The 17,782-nt window shown below is 68.9% G+C and carries 16 protein-coding genes and 2 pseudogenes; 8 read left to right on the plus strand and 10 right to left on the minus strand.

The window, feature by feature from the left end; translation table 11 throughout:
• Window positions 1-221, plus strand: a 221-nt coding sequence (locus ABZU69_RS33095) for a hypothetical protein (protein ID WP_354968225.1), incomplete at its 5' end; no start/stop codon positions are given.
• Window positions 222-256: 35 nt separating this feature from the next.
• Here the strand turns inward: ABZU69_RS33095 and ABZU69_RS33100 are convergent.
• The 3 genes and pseudogenes from ABZU69_RS33100 to ABZU69_RS33110 all read right to left on the minus strand — a co-directional run.
• A pseudogene (locus tag ABZU69_RS33100) lies at window positions 257-748 on the minus strand (transposase family protein); the annotation flags it as partial.
• On the minus strand, window positions 697-954 hold the full coding sequence (locus tag ABZU69_RS33105; protein WP_354968226.1) for an acyl-CoA dehydrogenase family protein: 258 nt from the start codon (window positions 952-954) through the stop codon (window positions 697-699). The pseudogene ABZU69_RS33100 and the gene ABZU69_RS33105, both read right to left, overlap by 52 nt.
• A gap of 112 nt (window positions 955-1,066) precedes the next feature.
• Entirely contained in the window at window positions 1,067-1,279 is a 213-nt protein-coding gene (locus tag ABZU69_RS33110) for a hypothetical protein (protein ID WP_354968227.1), read from the minus strand.
• Between the two features lie 439 nt (window positions 1,280-1,718).
• Between ABZU69_RS33110 and ABZU69_RS33115 the strand changes: the two genes are divergently transcribed.
• From ABZU69_RS33115 to ABZU69_RS33125, 3 genes are all read left to right on the plus strand, one after another.
• Window positions 1,719-4,649, plus strand: coding sequence for a M20/M25/M40 family metallo-hydrolase (locus tag ABZU69_RS33115; protein ID WP_354968228.1), 2,931 nt, complete (start codon window positions 1,719-1,721; stop codon window positions 4,647-4,649).
• Window positions 4,650-4,840: 191 nt separating this feature from the next.
• Window positions 4,841-5,125: a transposase family protein gene (locus ABZU69_RS33120; RefSeq protein WP_354968229.1), complete on the plus strand. Its 285-nt coding sequence runs from the start codon at window positions 4,841-4,843 to the stop codon at window positions 5,123-5,125.
• Complete coding sequence (locus ABZU69_RS33125) at window positions 5,062-5,310, plus strand: hypothetical protein (protein ID WP_354968272.1); 249 nt, start codon at window positions 5,062-5,064, stop codon at window positions 5,308-5,310. The genes ABZU69_RS33120 and ABZU69_RS33125 overlap by 64 nt, the downstream gene beginning before the upstream one ends.
• Here ABZU69_RS33125 and ABZU69_RS33130 read toward each other — a convergent pair.
• Both ABZU69_RS33130 and ABZU69_RS33135 read right to left on the minus strand, forming a co-directional pair.
• Window positions 5,307-5,450 (minus strand): annotated as a pseudogene (locus tag ABZU69_RS33130) (helix-turn-helix domain-containing protein); the annotation flags it as partial. The gene ABZU69_RS33125 and the pseudogene ABZU69_RS33130 overlap by 4 nt on opposite strands.
• A gap of 40 nt (window positions 5,451-5,490) precedes the next feature.
• Window positions 5,491-7,428, minus strand: a complete 1,938-nt coding sequence (locus tag ABZU69_RS33135; protein ID WP_354968230.1) for a hypothetical protein — start codon at window positions 7,426-7,428, stop codon at window positions 5,491-5,493.
• A gap of 157 nt (window positions 7,429-7,585) precedes the next feature.
• On the opposite strand from ABZU69_RS33135, the gene ABZU69_RS33140 reads away from it, so the two are divergent.
• A complete protein-coding gene (locus tag ABZU69_RS33140) occupies window positions 7,586-10,300 on the plus strand; it encodes a transcriptional regulator (RefSeq protein ID WP_354968231.1) in 2,715 nt (904 codons plus the stop codon).
• Between the two features lie 520 nt (window positions 10,301-10,820).
• Here the strand turns inward: ABZU69_RS33140 and ABZU69_RS33145 are convergent.
• Window positions 10,821-11,468, minus strand: a complete 648-nt coding sequence (locus ABZU69_RS33145) for a helix-turn-helix domain-containing protein (protein ID WP_354968232.1) — start codon at window positions 11,466-11,468, stop codon at window positions 10,821-10,823.
• Window positions 11,469-11,546: 78 nt separating this feature from the next.
• Here ABZU69_RS33145 and ABZU69_RS33150 point away from each other — a divergent pair, with 78 nt between their 5' ends.
• The 3 genes from ABZU69_RS33150 to ABZU69_RS33160 all read left to right on the plus strand — a co-directional run bounded on the left by ABZU69_RS33150 (window position 11,547) and on the right by ABZU69_RS33160 (window position 13,367).
• Window positions 11,547-11,972 carry a nuclear transport factor 2 family protein gene (locus ABZU69_RS33150; protein WP_354968233.1) on the plus strand — a complete coding sequence of 142 codons (426 nt, stop codon included), beginning with the start codon at window positions 11,547-11,549 and terminating at the stop codon, window positions 11,970-11,972.
• 19 nt (window positions 11,973-11,991) lie between these two features.
• Window positions 11,992-12,357 (plus strand): nuclear transport factor 2 family protein, encoded by a 366-nt coding sequence (locus ABZU69_RS33155; protein WP_354968269.1) that lies wholly within the window; start codon window positions 11,992-11,994, stop codon window positions 12,355-12,357.
• Window positions 12,358-12,668: 311 nt separating this feature from the next.
• A complete protein-coding gene (locus ABZU69_RS33160; RefSeq protein WP_354968234.1) occupies window positions 12,669-13,367 on the plus strand; it encodes an alpha/beta hydrolase in 699 nt (232 codons plus the stop codon).
• A 111-nt stretch (window positions 13,368-13,478) separates the two neighbouring features.
• Here ABZU69_RS33160 and ABZU69_RS33165 read toward each other — a convergent pair whose 3' ends face one another.
• From ABZU69_RS33165 to ABZU69_RS33180, 4 genes are all read right to left on the minus strand, one after another.
• Window positions 13,479-13,835 carry a hypothetical protein gene (locus ABZU69_RS33165; protein ID WP_354968235.1) on the minus strand — a complete coding sequence of 119 codons (357 nt, stop codon included), beginning with the start codon at window positions 13,833-13,835 and terminating at the stop codon, window positions 13,479-13,481.
• Between the two features lie 672 nt (window positions 13,836-14,507).
• On the minus strand, window positions 14,508-15,701 hold the full coding sequence (locus ABZU69_RS33170) for a hypothetical protein (protein WP_354968236.1): 1,194 nt from the start codon (window positions 15,699-15,701) through the stop codon (window positions 14,508-14,510).
• A gap of 61 nt (window positions 15,702-15,762) precedes the next feature.
• Window positions 15,763-16,236: a hypothetical protein gene (locus ABZU69_RS33175; RefSeq protein WP_354968237.1), complete on the minus strand. Its 474-nt coding sequence runs from the start codon at window positions 16,234-16,236 to the stop codon at window positions 15,763-15,765.
• A 118-nt stretch (window positions 16,237-16,354) separates the two neighbouring features.
• Window positions 16,355-17,365, minus strand: a complete 1,011-nt coding sequence (locus ABZU69_RS33180) for a mechanosensitive ion channel domain-containing protein (RefSeq protein WP_354968238.1) — start codon at window positions 17,363-17,365, stop codon at window positions 16,355-16,357.
• Between the last annotated feature and the right edge of the window lie 417 nt (window positions 17,366-17,782).

Genomic DNA, 17,782 nt, shown 5'->3' on the forward strand with positions numbered 1-17,782 from the left:
CTCGCGCCGGCGCCTATGCGGCGACGACGCGCTCGCGCAGCGAGCCGGTCACGATGCTGGGCTTGCCACCGCGGCGCCAGCTCCGCGACCAAGCCTTCAATCACCTGCCGGGACAGCCCGGTCATCCGACGATCCGTCATGATCGCAGCACCAACCATGGCACGATCATCGATTCTCAAGCATCGACAACCGTGCACGAGGTCGTAAGGGACGTCTCGTAACTGGGTGAAGGTGTTGCCCGGCGCCGGCTCTGTGGTCAGCCGGCGAGGATGATGTTGTGGAGGTTGGCGATGCCGGAAGCGGCGTCGGCCAATGTGTGGGCGGCGCGGCGGTAGTCGCGTAGGATCTTGAAGCACTTCATCCTGGCCAGGGCATGTTCGACCCCTGCTCGAACGGTCCGATGTTCGACGTTCAGGGCTTCCTTCCAGTCCGGCAGGTCACTGCCGTCGCCGGGCTTGCGGTACGGGATTATCACCTCAGGGTTGCCGCGGTAGCCGCCGTCGGCCATCACCGGCCGCCCGTCCAGCTTCTCTTCGATCCCTGAGCTGCGGTAGACGATCGTGTCGTTGCGGTTGCCGGGCTGTGGGTCGCCGACGGCGATGACCAGGCGGGTGGAGGCGTCGATGGCGACCTGCAGATTCGTCGAGTACCGGTGGTTTTTGCTCCGGGCGGCCAGGCGGTGGTCGCGGGTGGGAATCAGGGTGCCGTCGACGATGGCGATCTGCTCGACCGGCCGCCGGCGCACCGGCGGCCGGACTGCCGGTCCGCCACCCAGTGCGCGGCCGCGGGGGCGCCGGCCGCGAGCAACTCCTCAATGACGACGAACCGTTCCAGCGCCGAGCGCTCGTGCCCGCCGTACCGCTTGGGCCAGGTCATCCCGAGCCAGCCGCGCTCGCCCAGCCGACGACTGAACTCCGCGTCGAAGCTGGACAGCCAGGTGTCGACGCCGGGCACGAACGCCCCGGACGCGCGCTGCTCGGTCAGGAACTCCCCATCGTCACTGCCAGGCGACGGTGATCGGGTGATGCGGGCGGGGGAGGACCAAGCGTCCAGCCGCCGGGTCCCCCTAGGCCGGCGCGTCGGGAATCTCGAACCGCACGGTCCGAAAGCGGTATCCGCTGTCCCAGGTGCGGATTTCGTCAGTGACGTGCTCGACGAGGTTTTGGCGGGAGGGGCCGTGGCCGATGACGCCGACCTCGTACAGCTTGCCGCCGTCGGCGGCCGCTGGTGCAGGTCGGATGGTGAGGTAGGCGATGTCGGCGCCGCGGGTGGTGGCCATCGCTCCCCACGGGAACATGGGGGAGACGGTGCCGCGCTCGATCTGCTCTGCGCAGCCGTCGAGGGGGCCGCCCCGATTCATGGCGGGCCATCAAAAAAGAGGCCGCCCTCTATTTTGAGGCCCCTTGAATGAACGAGGTGACCCCCTGAAAAACATCGATGGGAGCCACGAGGGTGACCCCCTTTGAAGACTTTCGATGGGGGAACATCGATCGATCTCCATGTTCAGCTACCCCTTGAAAAGTATCGATGTTCGTGTCCGCCGTGCTCGTCGTCCTCCACTTCGAACACGCCCGCACCGCACCACCTGGTCACGCAGCGCCACGAACCGTTACTCCGAAAGGTTCGTTGACAAGCTGGGAGACGCCTGAAAGGGTCTCGCGTACAGCGAAATTCATCCGATGTTTTTTTGGGTCTGACCATTCGGGGAGATCACGGTGATGCGGAAGAAAACCCTTGCACTGACACTTGGCATGTCACTGCTCCTGTCCATGGGTGTAGCGTCTAACGCGTCCGCGACCAGCTTCAGCGAGGAGCCCTTCCAGCCGAGCGCCACCTACGATCTGTCGGTGACCGACGCCGAGCGCGACGCGATCCACGCGGAAGTTGAGGCGTTGGCTGGACGCGTCAACAGCGCGCGGGCGGGGGACGGCACCTACGACCCGCTCAGTCTGATCGGGGCGATGCTGGACGGGTCGAGCTACGACTCCATCTCCCGAGGCGGCACGGCCGCAACGGCGTACCCCTTCCCGGTCAGCAACACCGAAACCAACCAGAACGAGTACGACCGCAAGGTCGCCAAGCTCGCCTGGGTGGTCAAGCTGGCCACCGACCTGGGTTTCCCGGTGGTCGTCCAACGCCAGCCCGACAAGTACGTCTACGCAGAGATCGGTGACCCGGACGCCCCGGAGATGGTCATGGCGTTGAGCCACCTCGACTCGCCGACGGCTTCCGTTTCGCCAGCCCAGCTGGCGCGCTGGCGGGACGCCGATGGCAACCTCGGCACTCCTGGTGCGTACCACTCGCCCTATGTCCAGGACGGCTGGGTCTACGGGGCGGGCCTGCAGGACGACAGCGGCCCGACGCTGGCGACGCTGCTCGCGGCCAAGGCGCTGCTCGAGGCGGGGTTGCCCCTCGACCGACGCATCCGCATCGTCATGGGAATCTACGAAGACGGCGGTCCCGGCACGCCCTCGACGACGAACACCGCCACCTTCCAGTCCATCCCGTACAACTCGAACCCGAGCTTCTACGACAACTGGGCCTACAAGAACCTCAACCGGGAGGAGATCCCGATCGCGGGCTACACCTCCGACTCGCGGTTCCCGGTCATCGTCGGCAACTCCGGATCGGTGACCCCGCCGGTGTCGATGAGCTTGTCCGCAGACAGCACCAAGGCCTTCCGGCTGACGGATGCCACAGCCGGTGTCACCCGGCGCGAAGGCGACCCGACGCTCAAGGACATCGCCTACGGCAGCACCACGCAGATCGCCTCGCGGGCCATTTTCACCCTCGACGTGGCGGGGGCCGGCTCCGCCGAGCGCGACCGATTCGTGTCGGCGATCACCGCTGCCGCGACCACGAAGGGTTGGCTCCCGGCTGCTCCCCGCACCACGCCCAAGGTGCAGACCACGATCACCGGCGACTCGCTCACGCTGGAGATCAACACCGATGTGGCGATGGAGATGCCGACCCCGCAGTACGGCAAGAATGCCATCGTGTGGGGAATGTTCCTCCTCTCCAAGGGACTCGGCGCATTGGGAACCACGGCCGCCGACATGCAATTGAAGAAAGCCGCCGACGGCATCGCCGACCTGTTCTTCCGCGACGGTGTCGAAGGCGAAGCCTATATCGGCAAGTACATGGGCATCCCGGCGAGCCTGTTGCGCAACCCGAGCAACGGCACGCCGAACCTGACCTTTGCCCTCATGGGAGGCATCAATTCAGAGACCCCGACGAGCTTTTACACGGACGCCTCCGGCAGCCTCAGCATGCCGATGTATGTGCGCAGCATGCACGTCACCGCGGCTGACTCCGGCCAGGCAACGGCGGCGGTCACGGCCGCCTTCCAGGCGAAGGGGTTCACCATCGGCAACCTCGGCTCGCCCGTCGGCGCCGGGTTGTACGTCACTCACGACAACCCGCTGACGGCTCTTCAGTTCGGGAGCTACCAAGCCTCGATCGACCGCAACCCGGGTGAGTTCGCGGATCCATATTCCCTCAGGGACGTGGTCTATCCGCAGGGCACGACCGGTGGCACCCTGGCCAGCAGCTTCCGCAATAAGATGACCGCCTTCGGCGCCGTCATCCCGGGTAACGAGCGCTGGTGGCACACGGCCAACGAGCGGATGAAGGTCGACTCGGCAGTGCAGATGACCAAGATCATGGCCGATGGCATGCTGGAGATGGCCCGTTACTCCGGGCCCGCCGGTGCCAAGTTCATGTCGGCAAGCATCCCGGGGCTGAACGCCGACCGGGCGGACCTCGACCTGCTCGACGTCACGATCGGAACCTACAAGGACGCGTCGGCCGCTGTCGGCACGAGCCAGTTGGGCACCCAGGCACTGCTCGGCGCCACCTCGTTCAACATCCCGATGTGGAACGGGCGCGGCAACTCGGCCCCGACGGCGTCGGCTTTCGCACTGGGGCACGCCCCGGGAGGGGCCTACTTGCCCCTGACCGATACCGAGTACCTGAACAACACGTACGTGGCGCCGATGCGTCTGGAGTTCAAGGTGGAGCGCCCCGACCACATGTCGGACGCGGCTTGGTCGAAGTTCGTCGCCGGCGGCTACGGCGACTTCCAGTTCAACATTCTCGTCGGCGACGAGGTTGTGCCGCTGGCCGTTCCTGCGGGGCAGAGTGCGGACAAGTACTTCTCCTCGCGCATCTCGGCCAACAACCCCGACGCCATCTACCTGTCGGTCAACCTTGCGATCACCGATGCCCCGTACACCGGGGTGCAGGGCATCCTCGCGGATTCCAAGACGGACCTGTACACGGTCAATCCGACGTACTTGGCTTCGAACCCTGATCCGTTCCCCGGTCGCGGGGCCATCGAACAACGGGGCTTCTTCACCTTCGGTGATGGGCAGAAGAACGCGGAGTTCTCTTCGCCCGACGCGGTCTACGTGACAGTCGCCAACGCGGTCATCGATGCGAAGCCGTCGGCGGTGGTGAAGAAGTTGAAGGGCAACAAGAACGAGTTGACCGTCACGGTGAAGCAGACCCACATCGACGGCAGCGAGTCTCCTGTGACGGCCACGTTCACCATCGACAACAACGCTGCTGGCACTTACACCGTCGGCGATTACAAGGTTTACGTCGAAACCAAGGGCAACACCCAGGTGCGGTCGATCTCCATCATGTGACGGGTGTGAACCGGACGTTCTGCACCGCGCACGAGAGGGCATGCGCGGTGCAGGGCCTCGGCAAAGTCGTGAGGGTGCCCGGCCTGATGTGGTTGGTGTAGACGCGCCCGTGCTGGTGGTAGCAGAGCGGGCATGACCGCTTCAGATGATCATCGAGGTTCCTACGCCTTATTGATCGTCCGAAGTGAGTCATGCCCGCGCTGCCATCATCGCTGATCTCGTCCTTGTCCGACGCACCGGCTGTCACCGTGCCCGAAGCCGCTGCCGGGCTGCCTGCGGCGTTGGCGGGTCTGCCGGATCCCCGCGCCCGCCGCGGGGTACGGCACCGCCTGACGGTCGTCGTCACTGCTGCCGTGTGTGCCGTGGTGGCCGGCTACCGCTCGTACGCCGCGATCGCCGAGGGATCGCTGGCGTGCCGGACGCGACCGCTCTCGCGTTGGGCATCACCCCGGACCGGCGCCCGTCCGAGGCGATGATCCGCCGGTTGTTGCAGGCTCTGGACCCGGATCTGCTCACCGCCGCCATCAGCAGCTGGCTCTCCATCAGGACCGTGGCGACAGCGGCCCGGCGGCGGGCGATCGCCGTGGACGGCAAGACACTGATGTTGTGGAGGTTGGTGATGCCGGACGCGGCGTCGGCCAATGTGCGGGCGCGGCGGTAGCGGTCGGCCCAACGCCTCGCGGTCGGCCATGACACGTCGTAGCGTTCAGCCGCCCGCGCGACGGGCCAGCCCTCCTCCACGACGAGCTTGGCCAGACGCAGCCGGGCGCGCGGAGTCAGCGCTGCGGGAGCGTGGGACACGAGGACCTCCAAGCGGCCGGAGGTGGCTTCTTCAGCCCTTTCAGTCGCTTGGTCGGTCGGTGAGGCGGCGCAGCGCTGTTCCTGGCTGGAAGAAGGCGAGCCGCAGGGTGTGTGCGGTGAGTCGGGTGCCCCACCAGGTGAGGGCGGCGAGGTAGCCGACGATGAGCGCGCTGTTGGTGTCGATGGTGAATACGAGGGCGTAGCCGATGGCGAGGCCGGGTGCGGTCATGGCGCGGATCGTGCGGCTGCGGCTCATTGTTAGGGCGGTGGCTATGCCGACGAGGGCTGCGCCGATGCTGCCGGCGATGCCGGCGATGTTGTTCGTGTGGATGGGTGTCGTGAGGGTGAGTGCGGCGCGCATGAGGTAGATGCCCGCGGTGGCGGTGATCGCGTGGGTGATTGCGGGGCGGGTCATGGCGAGCCAGGTGGGCAGGTCGTTGGCGGGGATGCGGGGTGCGGTGGCCGCGATGAGGGCGGCGCAGACGGCCAGCGGTAGGGCGGCACCGAGGGTCCATTTCAGGTAGGGGGTGTAGTCGAATTCGACGGCGGTGCCGGTGGCGAGGCCGTAGAGCGCCGCGGTGATGGTGCCGCCGACGGCGGCGGTCAGGTATCCGCGTCGGATGAGGCTGCCTGTGGTGGGTTCGGGTGTTGATGCGGTGGGTGTTCCGGCGAGCCAGGTGGTGGGGGCGAGGTGCGCCACGGCGAGTGCGGTGAGCATGACGAGTGCGCCGGCGGCGCCGAGTTGCGGTAGGGAGGTGCGGACGCCGACGACCCAGGTGCTGTAGGTGGAGATGTAAGCGGTGAGTACGGCTTGCAGGAGCAGGGCCAGGGAACAGGCACCGAGGAGCAGGGCGCCGGTGAGGTCGCTGATGCGTAGGCGGACGCGGGGTAGCCGTGCGGCGGCTGCCGGGCCTGATTGGCGGGTGGTGGTGAGCGAGAGGGCCCCGTCGGCGAGGGCGTGGGGGTGGTCGATGAGCGTGGGGGTTTTGCCGGTGGCCGCGGTGAGCGCTTCAGCCAGCGCGGGTACGCCGAGGGCTGGCCTGAGGACGACACTGGCGAGGTGCGTTTTGTCGACGTCGGCCGCGTCGAGGAGCCCGTCGACTGCGCTGGGGATCTGGTCGAGGAGGGGCTGTGCGGCGGCCGTGACGTCGATGCGGGTGATGACGGCGGGTTGGCGGGGCGCGGGCAGCAGGATCGGCGCTTGGTCTTGGGTCGCGAGTAGACGCCTGGCGGTCCGGACAGATTCCAGGAGGGCCCGTCCGGCGTCTGCGTCGTCGTTACCGGGCGCAGTCTTCACCGCTCGGAGCGGGTCGCTGTCGGCGGTTGCCGTCTCGATGACGCGTTGGGCGATGAGGTGGTCGAGGCTTTGGACGAGATTGATCTGCTGTGTCGCGAGTTCGCGGTAGCCGTCGGCGACGGTCTGTAGGACGGTGAGGGTCGCCGGATCGCGGTCTGCCTGACATACGAGCAGGCAGGAGCTTTCCGGCACGGTGAGGCCGAGCGTCGTGGCGTAGGCGGCGAGGGCGGCGGGTGCGGTGACCAGGGCGGGAGGTGGAAATCCCGCACGGGTTGCTGCCTCGCTGATGTGTCCGCAGCGGCGTGGTCCCCAGCTCGGCGGAACGGTCACGGTGAGCGCGGTGATCGGCCCGTTGACGTGGATGGCAGCGTGATGGGTGACGTGCCGCAGCACGGCGGCGAGCAGATCCACCGGGTCGGGTTGCGCCTCATCGGCGGCGTTGGTGGGCCGGCCGAGCAGGTCCGTTGGGTTATCGACGAACCGATGGTCTACCGGCAAAGACATCGCGGCCATGGTGTCGAGACCGACGTAGATCTCCCCTGCGGGGCCGATGGCGACGCCCGGCGGCATGGCGAGGCGACCGTCGATGAGGATGGGGATCTTCAGGCTGTGGCGGCTGACAGTGGCCGCGATGGCCGACGAGCTCAGGTCGATCGACAACACGGTGCCCCCGTTTGGCATGAGGGGCAGTCTCGCCCGTGAGGGCGACCGGGTGTCAACCGTGATCCGCTGAACGTGACTCGTTGTGCGCGGATGGTGAGAATCCTTCTCGGCGGGATAGTCGAAACACTCACCCTGGTGTATTTGGAAGATCGGGGATCAACCACAAGGGGGACAGGTGCCGCAGACGCGCCGGGGCAAAGGCGACAGGCTAGCCGAGTACGGTGCACGAGCCACCGTCCGCTTTCCACACGAATCGCTGCCGCGCCGCGCGAGGCCCTCACTAGGAGGGGCTGTTCGCGGCGTCATCGGCGCCGGCCTCTTCCTGGTCACCGTTCCGGCGCTGCTGTGGGCCGCGGGTGGGAACCCGCTGCACCGGCTGCCAGCCTGGTCGCAAATCCCGGAGTGGTTCGAACGCTCCAGCGGACGGTTCACCCCGGACTTCCTCATTGGGGCGGCGTTCTGGGCGATGTGGCTGCTGTGGGGCGTGTTCACACTGCTCCTGCTGGCCGAGATCCTCGCCGCGGTGACACGGTGGCGTATCCCCATACTGCGGCTGCCGGCCCCGCTGCACCGGCTCGTGTTCGGTCTGGCCGGCACGGCCGCGCTCGCCGTCGCCCCCGCCAACTCCCTCGACGCGGCGGCGCATCCGGATCGACCGTCTACACCCGTCGCCGCGACCGAGCGCGCCGACGTTCCCCGGCAAGCCGCAGCCCGTGGGCCCGCCATCATCCACGTCGCCGACCAGCGCTACCTCTACATGGTCGAGCGACACGACACCTTGTCCAAGGTCGCAAAGGAGTGGCTCGGCGACGCCGGCCGGTGGCCGGAGGTCTGCCGCCTCAACAAGCACCGCCACTTTCCTGTCGGCGGTGTCCTGCGTGACTGCGACCTCATCTACCCCGGCTGGGAGCTCCGCCTACCTGCCGACGCCCGCCCACCACAAGCCGCCACACCAGCCACGCCCCCCACGCCCCGGTCGGGCCGGCCCGCGACACCACCCGCATCGCCGAGCGCCGCCCCGGACCCGTCCGATCCCGCCGTGCCGCCACCCGCGCCCCAGCCACCGGCCGCCACTCCCACCACCACGCGGTCCGCAGCCCCAAGCAAGTCCGTTTCACCGCCAGCGCCGTCCGGGGTCGCCAACCCCGCCACGCCGCCGCCCGTCACCAACAGTCCTACACCGGCCACAAACGACCAGGCTGTGCATCTGTCGGACTCAGGATGGCTGCCCTGGTCGCTCGCCGCCGCCATCAGCGCCGCCGCCGCGATGGTCTGGCTCCAACGCCGCCGTCGATACACCGGGGAGCCTGACGATGACCCGCCCACCGAACTGCCCCCAACCGTGGTCCAGGTCCGCCGCGCCGTCGCCGCCCGCAACCCCGAGCCTCCGAATGCGAACAGCGACGACGGCCCAACGCCCGACCTCACATCACTGCCGACCGGCGGAACCGGAATCGTCGGCGACGGCGCACACGCTGCCGCCCGCGCCGCCCTCGTCGCCGTGCTCGCCTCCGGCGGCCCGCACCACCCCGACGCCCGCGGCGAGGTCGTCATCGACGCCGCCACCATGACCACGCTGCTCGGCCCCGACGCGGCGACCCTCAGCGCATGGCCGCGCCTACACGTGACCCACAACATCAACGACTCGCTCACCGTCATCGAGTCCCGGCTGCTGCACCGCAGCCGCATCCTCGATGAACACGCCCTGACCGACTTGGACGAGCTGCGGCGAACAGCGCCCGACGAGGAAGCGCTACCGCCAGTCATGCTCATCACCGAGACCCCACCCGCCAGGGCCCACATGCGCGCCAAGGTTGCCCTCGCATTAGGTGAGGGTCTGCACGTGTCCGCCCTGATGCTCGGCGAATGGGCCCACGGTCCCACCGTCGAGGTCTCCCCGGAGGGACACCCCAAGCTCATATCCGGGCAGTCCGCCGAACCGCTGCCGCCGCGACTGCCGGTGCTCGAACCGGCCACCGCCGTCCAGATCCTGACCACGCTCCGCGAGGCGCAGACCGGCGAACCGCCCGCCGTCACCTCACCAGCCGTACCGGTCACGATCGTGCCCCTGCACGCCAGCCGCACGCCCACCGCCACGGACCCGCCTACCCCGACCGCCGTCAAGCCCACCGCCGACACCCTGTCGGGAAGGGCGCGGCTGCGCGTGCTCGGCACACCCCGCATCGAAGGCATCACCGCCGAAGGCCGGCCGCTCCGAGCCAAAGCCCTGGAACTGGCGGTCTACCTCGCCGTCCACCCAGACGGAGCCGGCACCCGCGACATCGGCGAATACCTCGAACCCGACGCCCGCATCAGCCAAGCCGACCAACGCGTACACACCAACGCCTCGAACCTGCGACACGTCCTCGGCCGCGCCGGCACCGCCGAGACAAAGAACGCCTACGTCATCAAGTCCGCCGGACGATACCTGCTCGACCCCGCCACCGTGGACGTCGACGTGTGGACCCTTCGAGACCTGATGCGCAGCGCCACCATCGCCACCGAGCCGCGCCGCCGCGAACTCCTCACCGCCGCCTGCAACCTCTACACCGCACCCCTCGCGGACGGCCAGGACTACGAGTGGCTCCAGCCCCACCGCGAGACGGTCCGCCGGTGGGGCACCGAAGCCCACCTCCTGCTGGCCGACGACCTTCTCGACACCAATCCGGAGGCCGCATCCGACCTGCTCGACAAGGCCATCGGACTCGATCGCTACAACGAAGCCCTCTACATCAAGGCGATGCACGCCCGACACGCCCTCGGCGACGCCGACGGCATCCGAACCCTGCTGCGCGCCCTGACCAAAGCCCTCGCCGACCTCGACGCCGAACCGCAGGAAGACACAATCGCGCTCGCCACACAGCTGCGTAACAGCCTGGACGAAATCTGACCGTATACCGCCAGGCCGCCCCGCGCACGTTTCGACGCCGTCCGCCTGGTCCGTTCGCTGCACCTCGTACGGCCTGCGCATCGGCCCGCCCCCGTAAACCGTCGAAACCGCCACCGCGCTGGCCGCCGCCCGCCTGCTGTCGGGCCGGACCAGCTCGATACTGGCCGCCTTCGCGCGGCAGGCAGCCGGAATGATTGTGCTCGTCCTCATTGGCCTGGGTGTCATGCGACTGCCGCCGCGATCGACCTCCGCTGCATCGGTCGCCTCGCGGCCGGAGCCGTCCTGGCGCTCGGATCGTTCCTGGTTGCCGGCGCTGCGCTCGTCCTGGCATTTCCTGACCAGCACCCCGAAGAGGCGGCGACGGAACCGCACGTGACCCTTGATGACAGGAGACAGCGTCCCCCAGCATCCGCTCATGCCGATGGCGGGCGTTGGGGCAGAGGCGAGGATGGAAGCCGCGGGTGTGTGTTCGATCTGCGGCCTCCGGGCTGTTGTTGCGGCGCCGACCTCTGCTGCGGAGTCAGTCGTCGGATCCATCTGCAACGGCCTTGCTGGTGTCTGCCGGTGCGGAAGGATCGATATCTCTGGTGCAGATGCGCCGCACGCACTCGCGGAAGGCCGTGCCGGCATCGCGGATGCTCATCAGGCCCGCCTGCACCTGCTGTGCCGCGGTGTGGCCGAGGCTGATGATGGCCGCCACCAGCCAGGCCGCAGGCGGATCTCGGTGGAACTCGCCTGATCGTTGCCCTCGACGGATGAGCGAGTCGAGTCGCTCGGTGATCGGCAGGTGCCGTTCGTGCTCTTCCTGTGGGTTCGCGCTGGCCATGGCGGGGCTGAGCAGGATCGGGTACCGGTAGAGAAGCGTCCAGCTGGCATCCGCCCACCGAGCCAAGGCGTCTGCGGCGGGACCGGTTTCGAGGTCCACCGCGTCGATGGCGGCCACCACCTCGGCGGTGATTCGAGCGACGATGGCTCTGAGCAACGCGTCGCGCGACGCGAAGTGGGCGTAGACGGTCTGACGGGCGACGCCCGCCTCGGCTGCGATTTCCTCCATGCTCGCCTCGGGTCGCTTGCCTAACAGGTTGATAGCGGCGTCGAGGGTTACAACGATGCTTCGTTCGGCGTCGGCACGCCGTCGTCGCGTTCGCGGCTTGGATAACTCGGACACGGTTGTCAAGGCTACCCGCCTGGCTTACATTGGACAGCGCTGTCAGAGTTAATTGCCGTGCGATGGGAGCGATGCGAGATGTCCAGTGAAAGAGGGCTCCCCGGCCGCGATCTCGGCGCGTACCTCACTGGGTATCCGGTGGAGGTCGCCTTCGGGGAGGACGACGCTGCCGCGGTTTTCGACCGCTACCACACGCCCGACTTCGTGCTCTACAACGACGGGATACCACTCGACCGCGAGAAGCTCCTTGCGCATGTGCAGCCTGCCCGCCGGAGGGCCACCAGCGTGCATACCGAACTGCATGAGACCTTGGTGTCTGGTGACCGCGTGGCTGCCCGGTACATCCTGACCGCGGTTATGGCCAAGGGAACTGTCATCGCCACCGAGATCTACATGTTCGGCCAGCTAGCCGGAGATGGGCGACTACAACGCGTCGACCAGGTGACTCGCCTGGTTCCAGCACCCGGGGTGGCCGCAGGCCCGACCGTGCTACCGCCGCAATGACCTCGGCCAACCCCGTGGCATCGGGAGGAGGTTCTACACCGCAATGGCCGGCGGCGACGCGGAGGCTCTCGCTGAACTGCTCCATCCCGCAGTCACCATGTCCGTGCCCGGCTCCAACCCGGTCGCCGGCCGGTACGAAGGCACGGCCAGCCTCGCCCGGTTCGTCGCCACCAGCGCCGCGATCGCGCCCGGCGGCGTGCGGACCCAGGTCATCGAGGTCATGGGCGGCGGCCGGCACGCCGCCGTTTGCGGCATCTCCCGCGCTGCCCGTCCAGAACAGCCACCACATGAGAACCAGACCATTCACCTCATCACCGTCGACAAAGGTCTGATCACCTCAATCGAAATCTACAACCAGAACCAGCCAACGGTCGATGCGTTGTGATCCTGAGGCGGCCGGGTTCATGGCAAGGATGTCGAGTTGCAGGCGGTGAGCTTGCCCCTCGCCACGCGTGACCCTCACCGGGAACATCCGCTACTCGGGACAAGTTCCGCGGCGTGCAGAGCGACCTACCGCAAGGAAGGCATGCACTCATTTGCCGCCGACCGCGCGTCCGGCGCCGCCCTGTCGTGCCGACGAGCGGGGGCTGTGTGCCGGGGAGAGATGCGGCTGCGATCCTGTTCTGTGCGGCATGACGGCTCGGGTAGCGGACGGCAGGCGGCGTCGTCGATGCTGAACGGGTGAAGCCTGGGTTCGTGCTGGTGCACAGCCTGTTGCTGGGCCCTCGGACGTGGACTCCCGTGGCTGCCCGGCTCGCAGCCTCGGGTGCGGAGACGGTGGTGCCGTCGCTGATCGACGTGGTCGACGTGGACGACCCGCCGTTCTGGCCGCGAGTCAGCGCGACTATCAGTGAAAGCCTCTCCCATCTATCGCGAAGCCTTCCGGTCGTGCTAGTCGCGCACAGCAACGCCGGCCTGCTGGTCCCGGTTGTCGTGCAGGCGGTGCGGCTTCCGGTCGCCGGGTGCCTGTTCGTCGATGCCAGTCTGCCCTCGCGGACCGGACCCACTCCCGCCGCATCGCCCGAGCGACTGGCCTACCTGCGGACGAAGGTCACGCGGGGCCGGCTGCCGCAGTGGACGACGTGGTGGGACGAGGAAGACGTCGCACCGCTGTTCCCTGATCCGCGGACAAGGTGGGGCGTCTCAGCCGAGCAGCCCAGGCTCCCATTCAGCTACTACGAGCAACAGATTCCTGTCCCCGCCGGCTGGGACCATCGGCCATGCGGGTACCTGCTGTTCGGGCCGCCGTACGACTGCATGGCGCAGGAGTCGCGCAAGCGCGGCTGGAGTGTAGCCGAGGTGCCCGGCGGACATCTGCACCAACTGGTCGATCCAGACGCGGTGACCGCGCGTATCGCTGCCATGACTGCAACCTGGAGTTCCCCAGCCGACTGAGCCGACATGCGCTCATGCCGCCAACCGGGCGCCCTGGGAGGCAGGCTCTCGTCACCCGGCGTAGACATCGGCCCAGGCCCTGTGCACGCCGAAAGCAATGCGGCGGCATGGCTACCTGGAGGGCGAGCCGGAGAGCCACCACGGTTCGCCGACCGGAGTGGCATCCGGCTGCCCCGCCGCGATGAGTGACCGTTGATCGGTCGTTGCCAAGAGCAGCGTGCCGTCGTCCGCGACATGGGCCTCTGCGATCGTGGCGCCGTTGAGGGTGAACCCAGCGGTTAGCCACGTGACCCCGTCGTCAGCGGTGCCCCGAACACGAAAACCTGCCTCGATACACCAGCCGGTGTCCAGGTAAAGGCGGCTTTCGTACGGCGGCGTCGATCGGTTGTCACAGAAGCCGAGGAAAAGCCACGCCTGGCGGAGGCCGATCTCCACGACGAAGCAGCCGGCAAGTTGGTCGGGAGACACGAGTACATGTTGCCTGGCGTCAGACGCTCCGCGCACCCTGATCCGGAGGGCGGCGCCCGGTCGATACCGCCGGGCACCGGCGCCGCCGAGTCGTACGGCTGCCGAGTGAAGACGAAGGTGCCGAGGTCGAGGTGGCTCACCGCGCCTGCTGCGTCGCGCTCGACCCGCAGTCGCTCGCCGGCGAAATTGCCGCAGAGACCCTCCCAACGGCCGTCGTGGTGGGGCTTAGCCGGGTGCCGCGCCCGCCTCCGGACAGCGGGGCCAGCTCCAAGACGCCGTCGGCCAGCGGCCGCAGCACGTAGGGGGCCGGCCCCAACACCGGGGGCCGGCGAGGTTCAGCAGCTCCGGGTCGACCGCGGGCAGCGGCGCCACGGCGCCGGGATCCGCGGCTCCCGCTCGGCGACCGTCCGCAGCAGGTCAGCGGCGGTTCGCTGGGTCGCGAACGGCCCGGTCGAAGTCCGCCGTCGTTCGCCACCGCCCGTCGGCGTGCGTCGCGGTTTGTCACTCCGTTGGGCGCGCACCCACGCCCCGTCCCGGCCTGCGGTGGTCTGCGCCACCGTGATGGCCAGCCTCACCGCGGACCAGCCCACCGACGACATCGCCCTGCTGGCGATCCGCGCCGCCGAGGGCAATGCCGCGACCGGGTCCTGATCACAGCGCCGACCAGGGCCGTCAGCCGGCCTCGTGGTTCTGCTCCGGCTCAGATCTGTCTCTGCGCGGTGACCCGGACTCGCCGCTCGGTCCCGGTCCGGCCCCGCCGGTCGGGTCCGGCCCACCCTGCTCGCCGGTCAGCTCCGCGTCGGGCTGATAGCGGTACGCCGCCTCCCGTACCGCCGAGTCGGACTCTAGTCCGGCGCCGAGCGCGCCGCCGACCGTCGCCAGCGAGCTGGCCAGCCAGCCCAGCTTGACCTGGTGGGCGACGCCGGCCGATCGGCCGGTGGATTCAGCGAGCAGGTCCCAGGGGACGAGGGCGATCGCCCCGATGATGGTCAGCGCGGCGAGCGCCACGTACAGCGCGAGGACGCCGATCACCACGGTGAGCACGGTGACCACGTTGAAGAGGACGACCTGCTCCCGGGCGCCCGGGTCGCGCGGAACCCGCTCCCAGAGGCGCGCGCCGAGCACCATGGTCAGCACCACCGCCAGGACCGAGCCGGCCGCGAGCAGGCCGAGCCGCAGGTTACCCAAGGCCGCAGACAGCTGCCAAATATCGGCACTCACCAGGGCGAGGACGCCGGTCGCGAAGGCGCCGACCAGCAGCCGGGAGAGCCGGACGGCCAGCCGCCACGGCCGGTTCGCCCGGAGCATGCCGAGCAGCAGCCGCAGGTTGCCGCCGATCACCCCGGCCAGCAGGCCGATGCCGGACGCCTGGTGGTTCACGCGCGCGCCGAGTTCCCGGGCCCGCCGTCCGGTGGCCAGGCGCCGGCGGCGCGGGCCGGCCCGTACCGGGTCGCCGACCGCGTCGGTATCGCCGAGCAGTGCCGCGAGGAGCCGGTCCCCGGCCTCGGCCATCCGCCGGGCCACGGCGACGGGGCCGAGCGCGGGCATGGAAAGGACCGCGACGCCGTGGGTGGTGCTGGCGTGCGCGACGACGGGCCGCCGCGCGGTCTGCAGCGGCAGGTCCGTCACGCAGAGGACCAGACTCCAGCCCTCGGCCAGCATCCGGCGCCGGGCTGCCTCGATGAGCTGGCCGAGGTCGGCCGGCCCTTCGACGAGCCGCGCCACCTGCAGGCGTACCGCCCAGTCGACCTCCGGGACCCGGTTGCGGAGCCGGTCGGCGAGCTCCGTGGCGGCCTCCCGCGCCAGGTCGGCCGCAGCCCCGGGGGCGGCCACGACACCCACGACGACCGACCCGCGCCCGGTCACCACACTCCCGGAGCCGGCTCGGCCGCTCCCCCGGGCGCGGCGCCGGTCCGTGGCGCCGTCGTCAACACTCGAGGTCGTCCTTCAGGATGCTCATCGCCGGCTTCAGCCGCTCGGTATAGAGCGGCAGCAGGTCCTCCTTGATGAGCGTCCGGGCCGGTTCGTCCACCCGGTTCAGGGCGTACGTCCACTCGATGCTCGTGGTGCCGTCCTCCTGGTCGCTGAAGTACGAGGACCCTTGATGCTGTCGACCAATCCGCGCAGCCGCGGCGAGCTGAAGTTGTCGATCCGGTACGAGAACGAGTTCGGCGGCTCCACCGTGAGCAGTTCCTCCTCGTTGGTCGAGCCGTCGTCCGAGGCGTTCGTCCGGCGCAGGCCAGGGGTGTTCCAGTCGGTGGTGACGCTGCTGGCGCACGATTGCCGGCGAGTGTCCGGTTCTGGGGAAGATGTGGCTCAGGTCGACATCGATGACGTATTCGAAGACCTGACCGGTGGGAGCGTTGACGGTACGGGTGACCCGGACGAAGTCGTCCCCCACCTCGGTGCAGTCCCGGTCGACGCTCATCGCCGCCCCCGTCCCTGTCGCCTGGTCCAGCAGTCCCCGGTAGGCGCCGACTCATTCATCCGCGCCCGGGCGACCACGCCGGACCCGCCGGTCAGGGCTGATACTGGCTGCGGGTGCGGGGCAGCCACTGGGGGTGCTGGTCGCGCAGGTAGCGGATCAGTCCCTCGCGCAGGTCGCAGCGCAGGTCCCAGGCGCTGGCGCCGTCCGCGGCCGAGGCCTGCACCTGGATGACCACGGTCTGTGGGGTGGCGTCGACCATCTGGAGCACCCACCGGTCTCGATCCCACAGCGGTGAGGACTCGACCAGTCGGCGTGCCTCCCGGCGCATGTCGTCCAGGTCCGCGGTGTGGTCGACATGGATCTGGATCTTGCCGATCACCCGCGACTCGTCCCGGGTCCAGTTCTGGAACGGCCGCTCGGTGAAGTACGTGGTCGGCAGGATGAGTATCCGCTCGTCCCAGAGCCGGATCACCACGTTGGTCAGCTTCACCTCCTCGACCCGGCCCCATTCGCCGTCCACCACCAGCACGTCGCCGACGTGCAGCCCGTCGGCGAAGGCGACCTGGATGCCGGCGAACGCGTTACCGAGCGCGGTTCGGGCCGAGAGGCCGATCACCGCGCCAACCACCCCGGCCGAGGTCAGAATGGAGATGCCGAAGAGGCGTACCGGCCGGAAGGTGATCAGGATCAGGCCGATCGCGAGGACCGTGACAACGGCCACCGTGAGCCGCCGCACCGGACGGATCTGGGTCCGGGCCCGCCGGACCCGCCGGCTCGTGGCCAAATCACTCGGCAGTCGGCTGAACGCGACCGCTTCGGCGACGTGCAATGCCCTGACCACCAGCCACGCACCGACGGCGATCAGGACCAGCAGGATGGCGTGCCGCAGATAACGCTGCCACCCGGCCAGTCCGGGCGGCAGCGCGTAGTACAGCGCCCCGATCAGCAGGACCGTGGCTGCCGGGCGGCGGCAGGCGAGCCGCAGCGGCTCCAGCAGCCACTTGTAGCGGCCACGGGCAACCCGGCGAACCAGCACGCCGGAGACCAGGTCCACGACCACGGCCGCCGCCAGCGCGGCCAACACGATCAACGCGGTACGCATCAGAAGCCGTTCACCGTGATCCCGATGCCGCCTCTCCCGGGCTCGCGACCGCACCCCCGCGTTCAGGGTGCCATCAGATCCGGTGGCAAGCGGCGGATATTGAGAATGCCAGACGAGACGGTCGGCCTGCCCGCAGGCTTCCTGCGAGCCGACGCAGGATGCGTGATCGGCACCCTATGGCCGGTCGCCGACCTGCCGGGAACGCTCATGCAGCGCTGTCAGCTCCTCTTAGGCGTGCCGGAACGTGCGGCCGGGTGCCGCCCCCCGAGGCGCTGCGCGCCACCCAGCGCTGGCTCGCCGGGAATGCGACGCGGAGCTGGCGGCGTACTTCGCGGGCGAGCCCGCGCCCGCCGAGGCGCCGCCGACGAGGGTTGGCTATTCGCCGACTCGCACTACTGGGGCCCGGTGCTGTCGGGC

Origin of the sequence: Micromonospora sp. NPDC005206 (assembly GCF_040608175.1) — a bacterium.
Taxonomy (GTDB): Bacteria; Actinomycetota; Actinomycetes; order Mycobacteriales; family Micromonosporaceae; genus Micromonospora.

Coding starts and splice junctions, on each gene's coding strand:
- ABZU69_RS33120 (WP_354968229.1), top strand. CDS start 4,841: ATGCCCGCGCTGCCATCATCGCTGATCTCGTCCTTGTCCGACGCACCG.
- ABZU69_RS33110 (WP_354968227.1), bottom strand. CDS start 1,279: ATGGCCACCACCCGCGGCGCCGACATCGCCTACCTCACCATCCGACCT.
- ABZU69_RS33180 (WP_354968238.1), bottom strand. CDS start 17,365: ATGCGTACCGCGTTGATCGTGTTGGCCGCGCTGGCGGCGGCCGTGGTC.
- ABZU69_RS33150 (WP_354968233.1), top strand. CDS start 11,547: ATGTCCAGTGAAAGAGGGCTCCCCGGCCGCGATCTCGGCGCGTACCTC.
- ABZU69_RS33135 (WP_354968230.1), bottom strand. CDS start 7,428: ATGCCAAACGGGGGCACCGTGTTGTCGATCGACCTGAGCTCGTCGGCC.
- ABZU69_RS33115 (WP_354968228.1), top strand. CDS start 1,719: ATGCGGAAGAAAACCCTTGCACTGACACTTGGCATGTCACTGCTCCTG.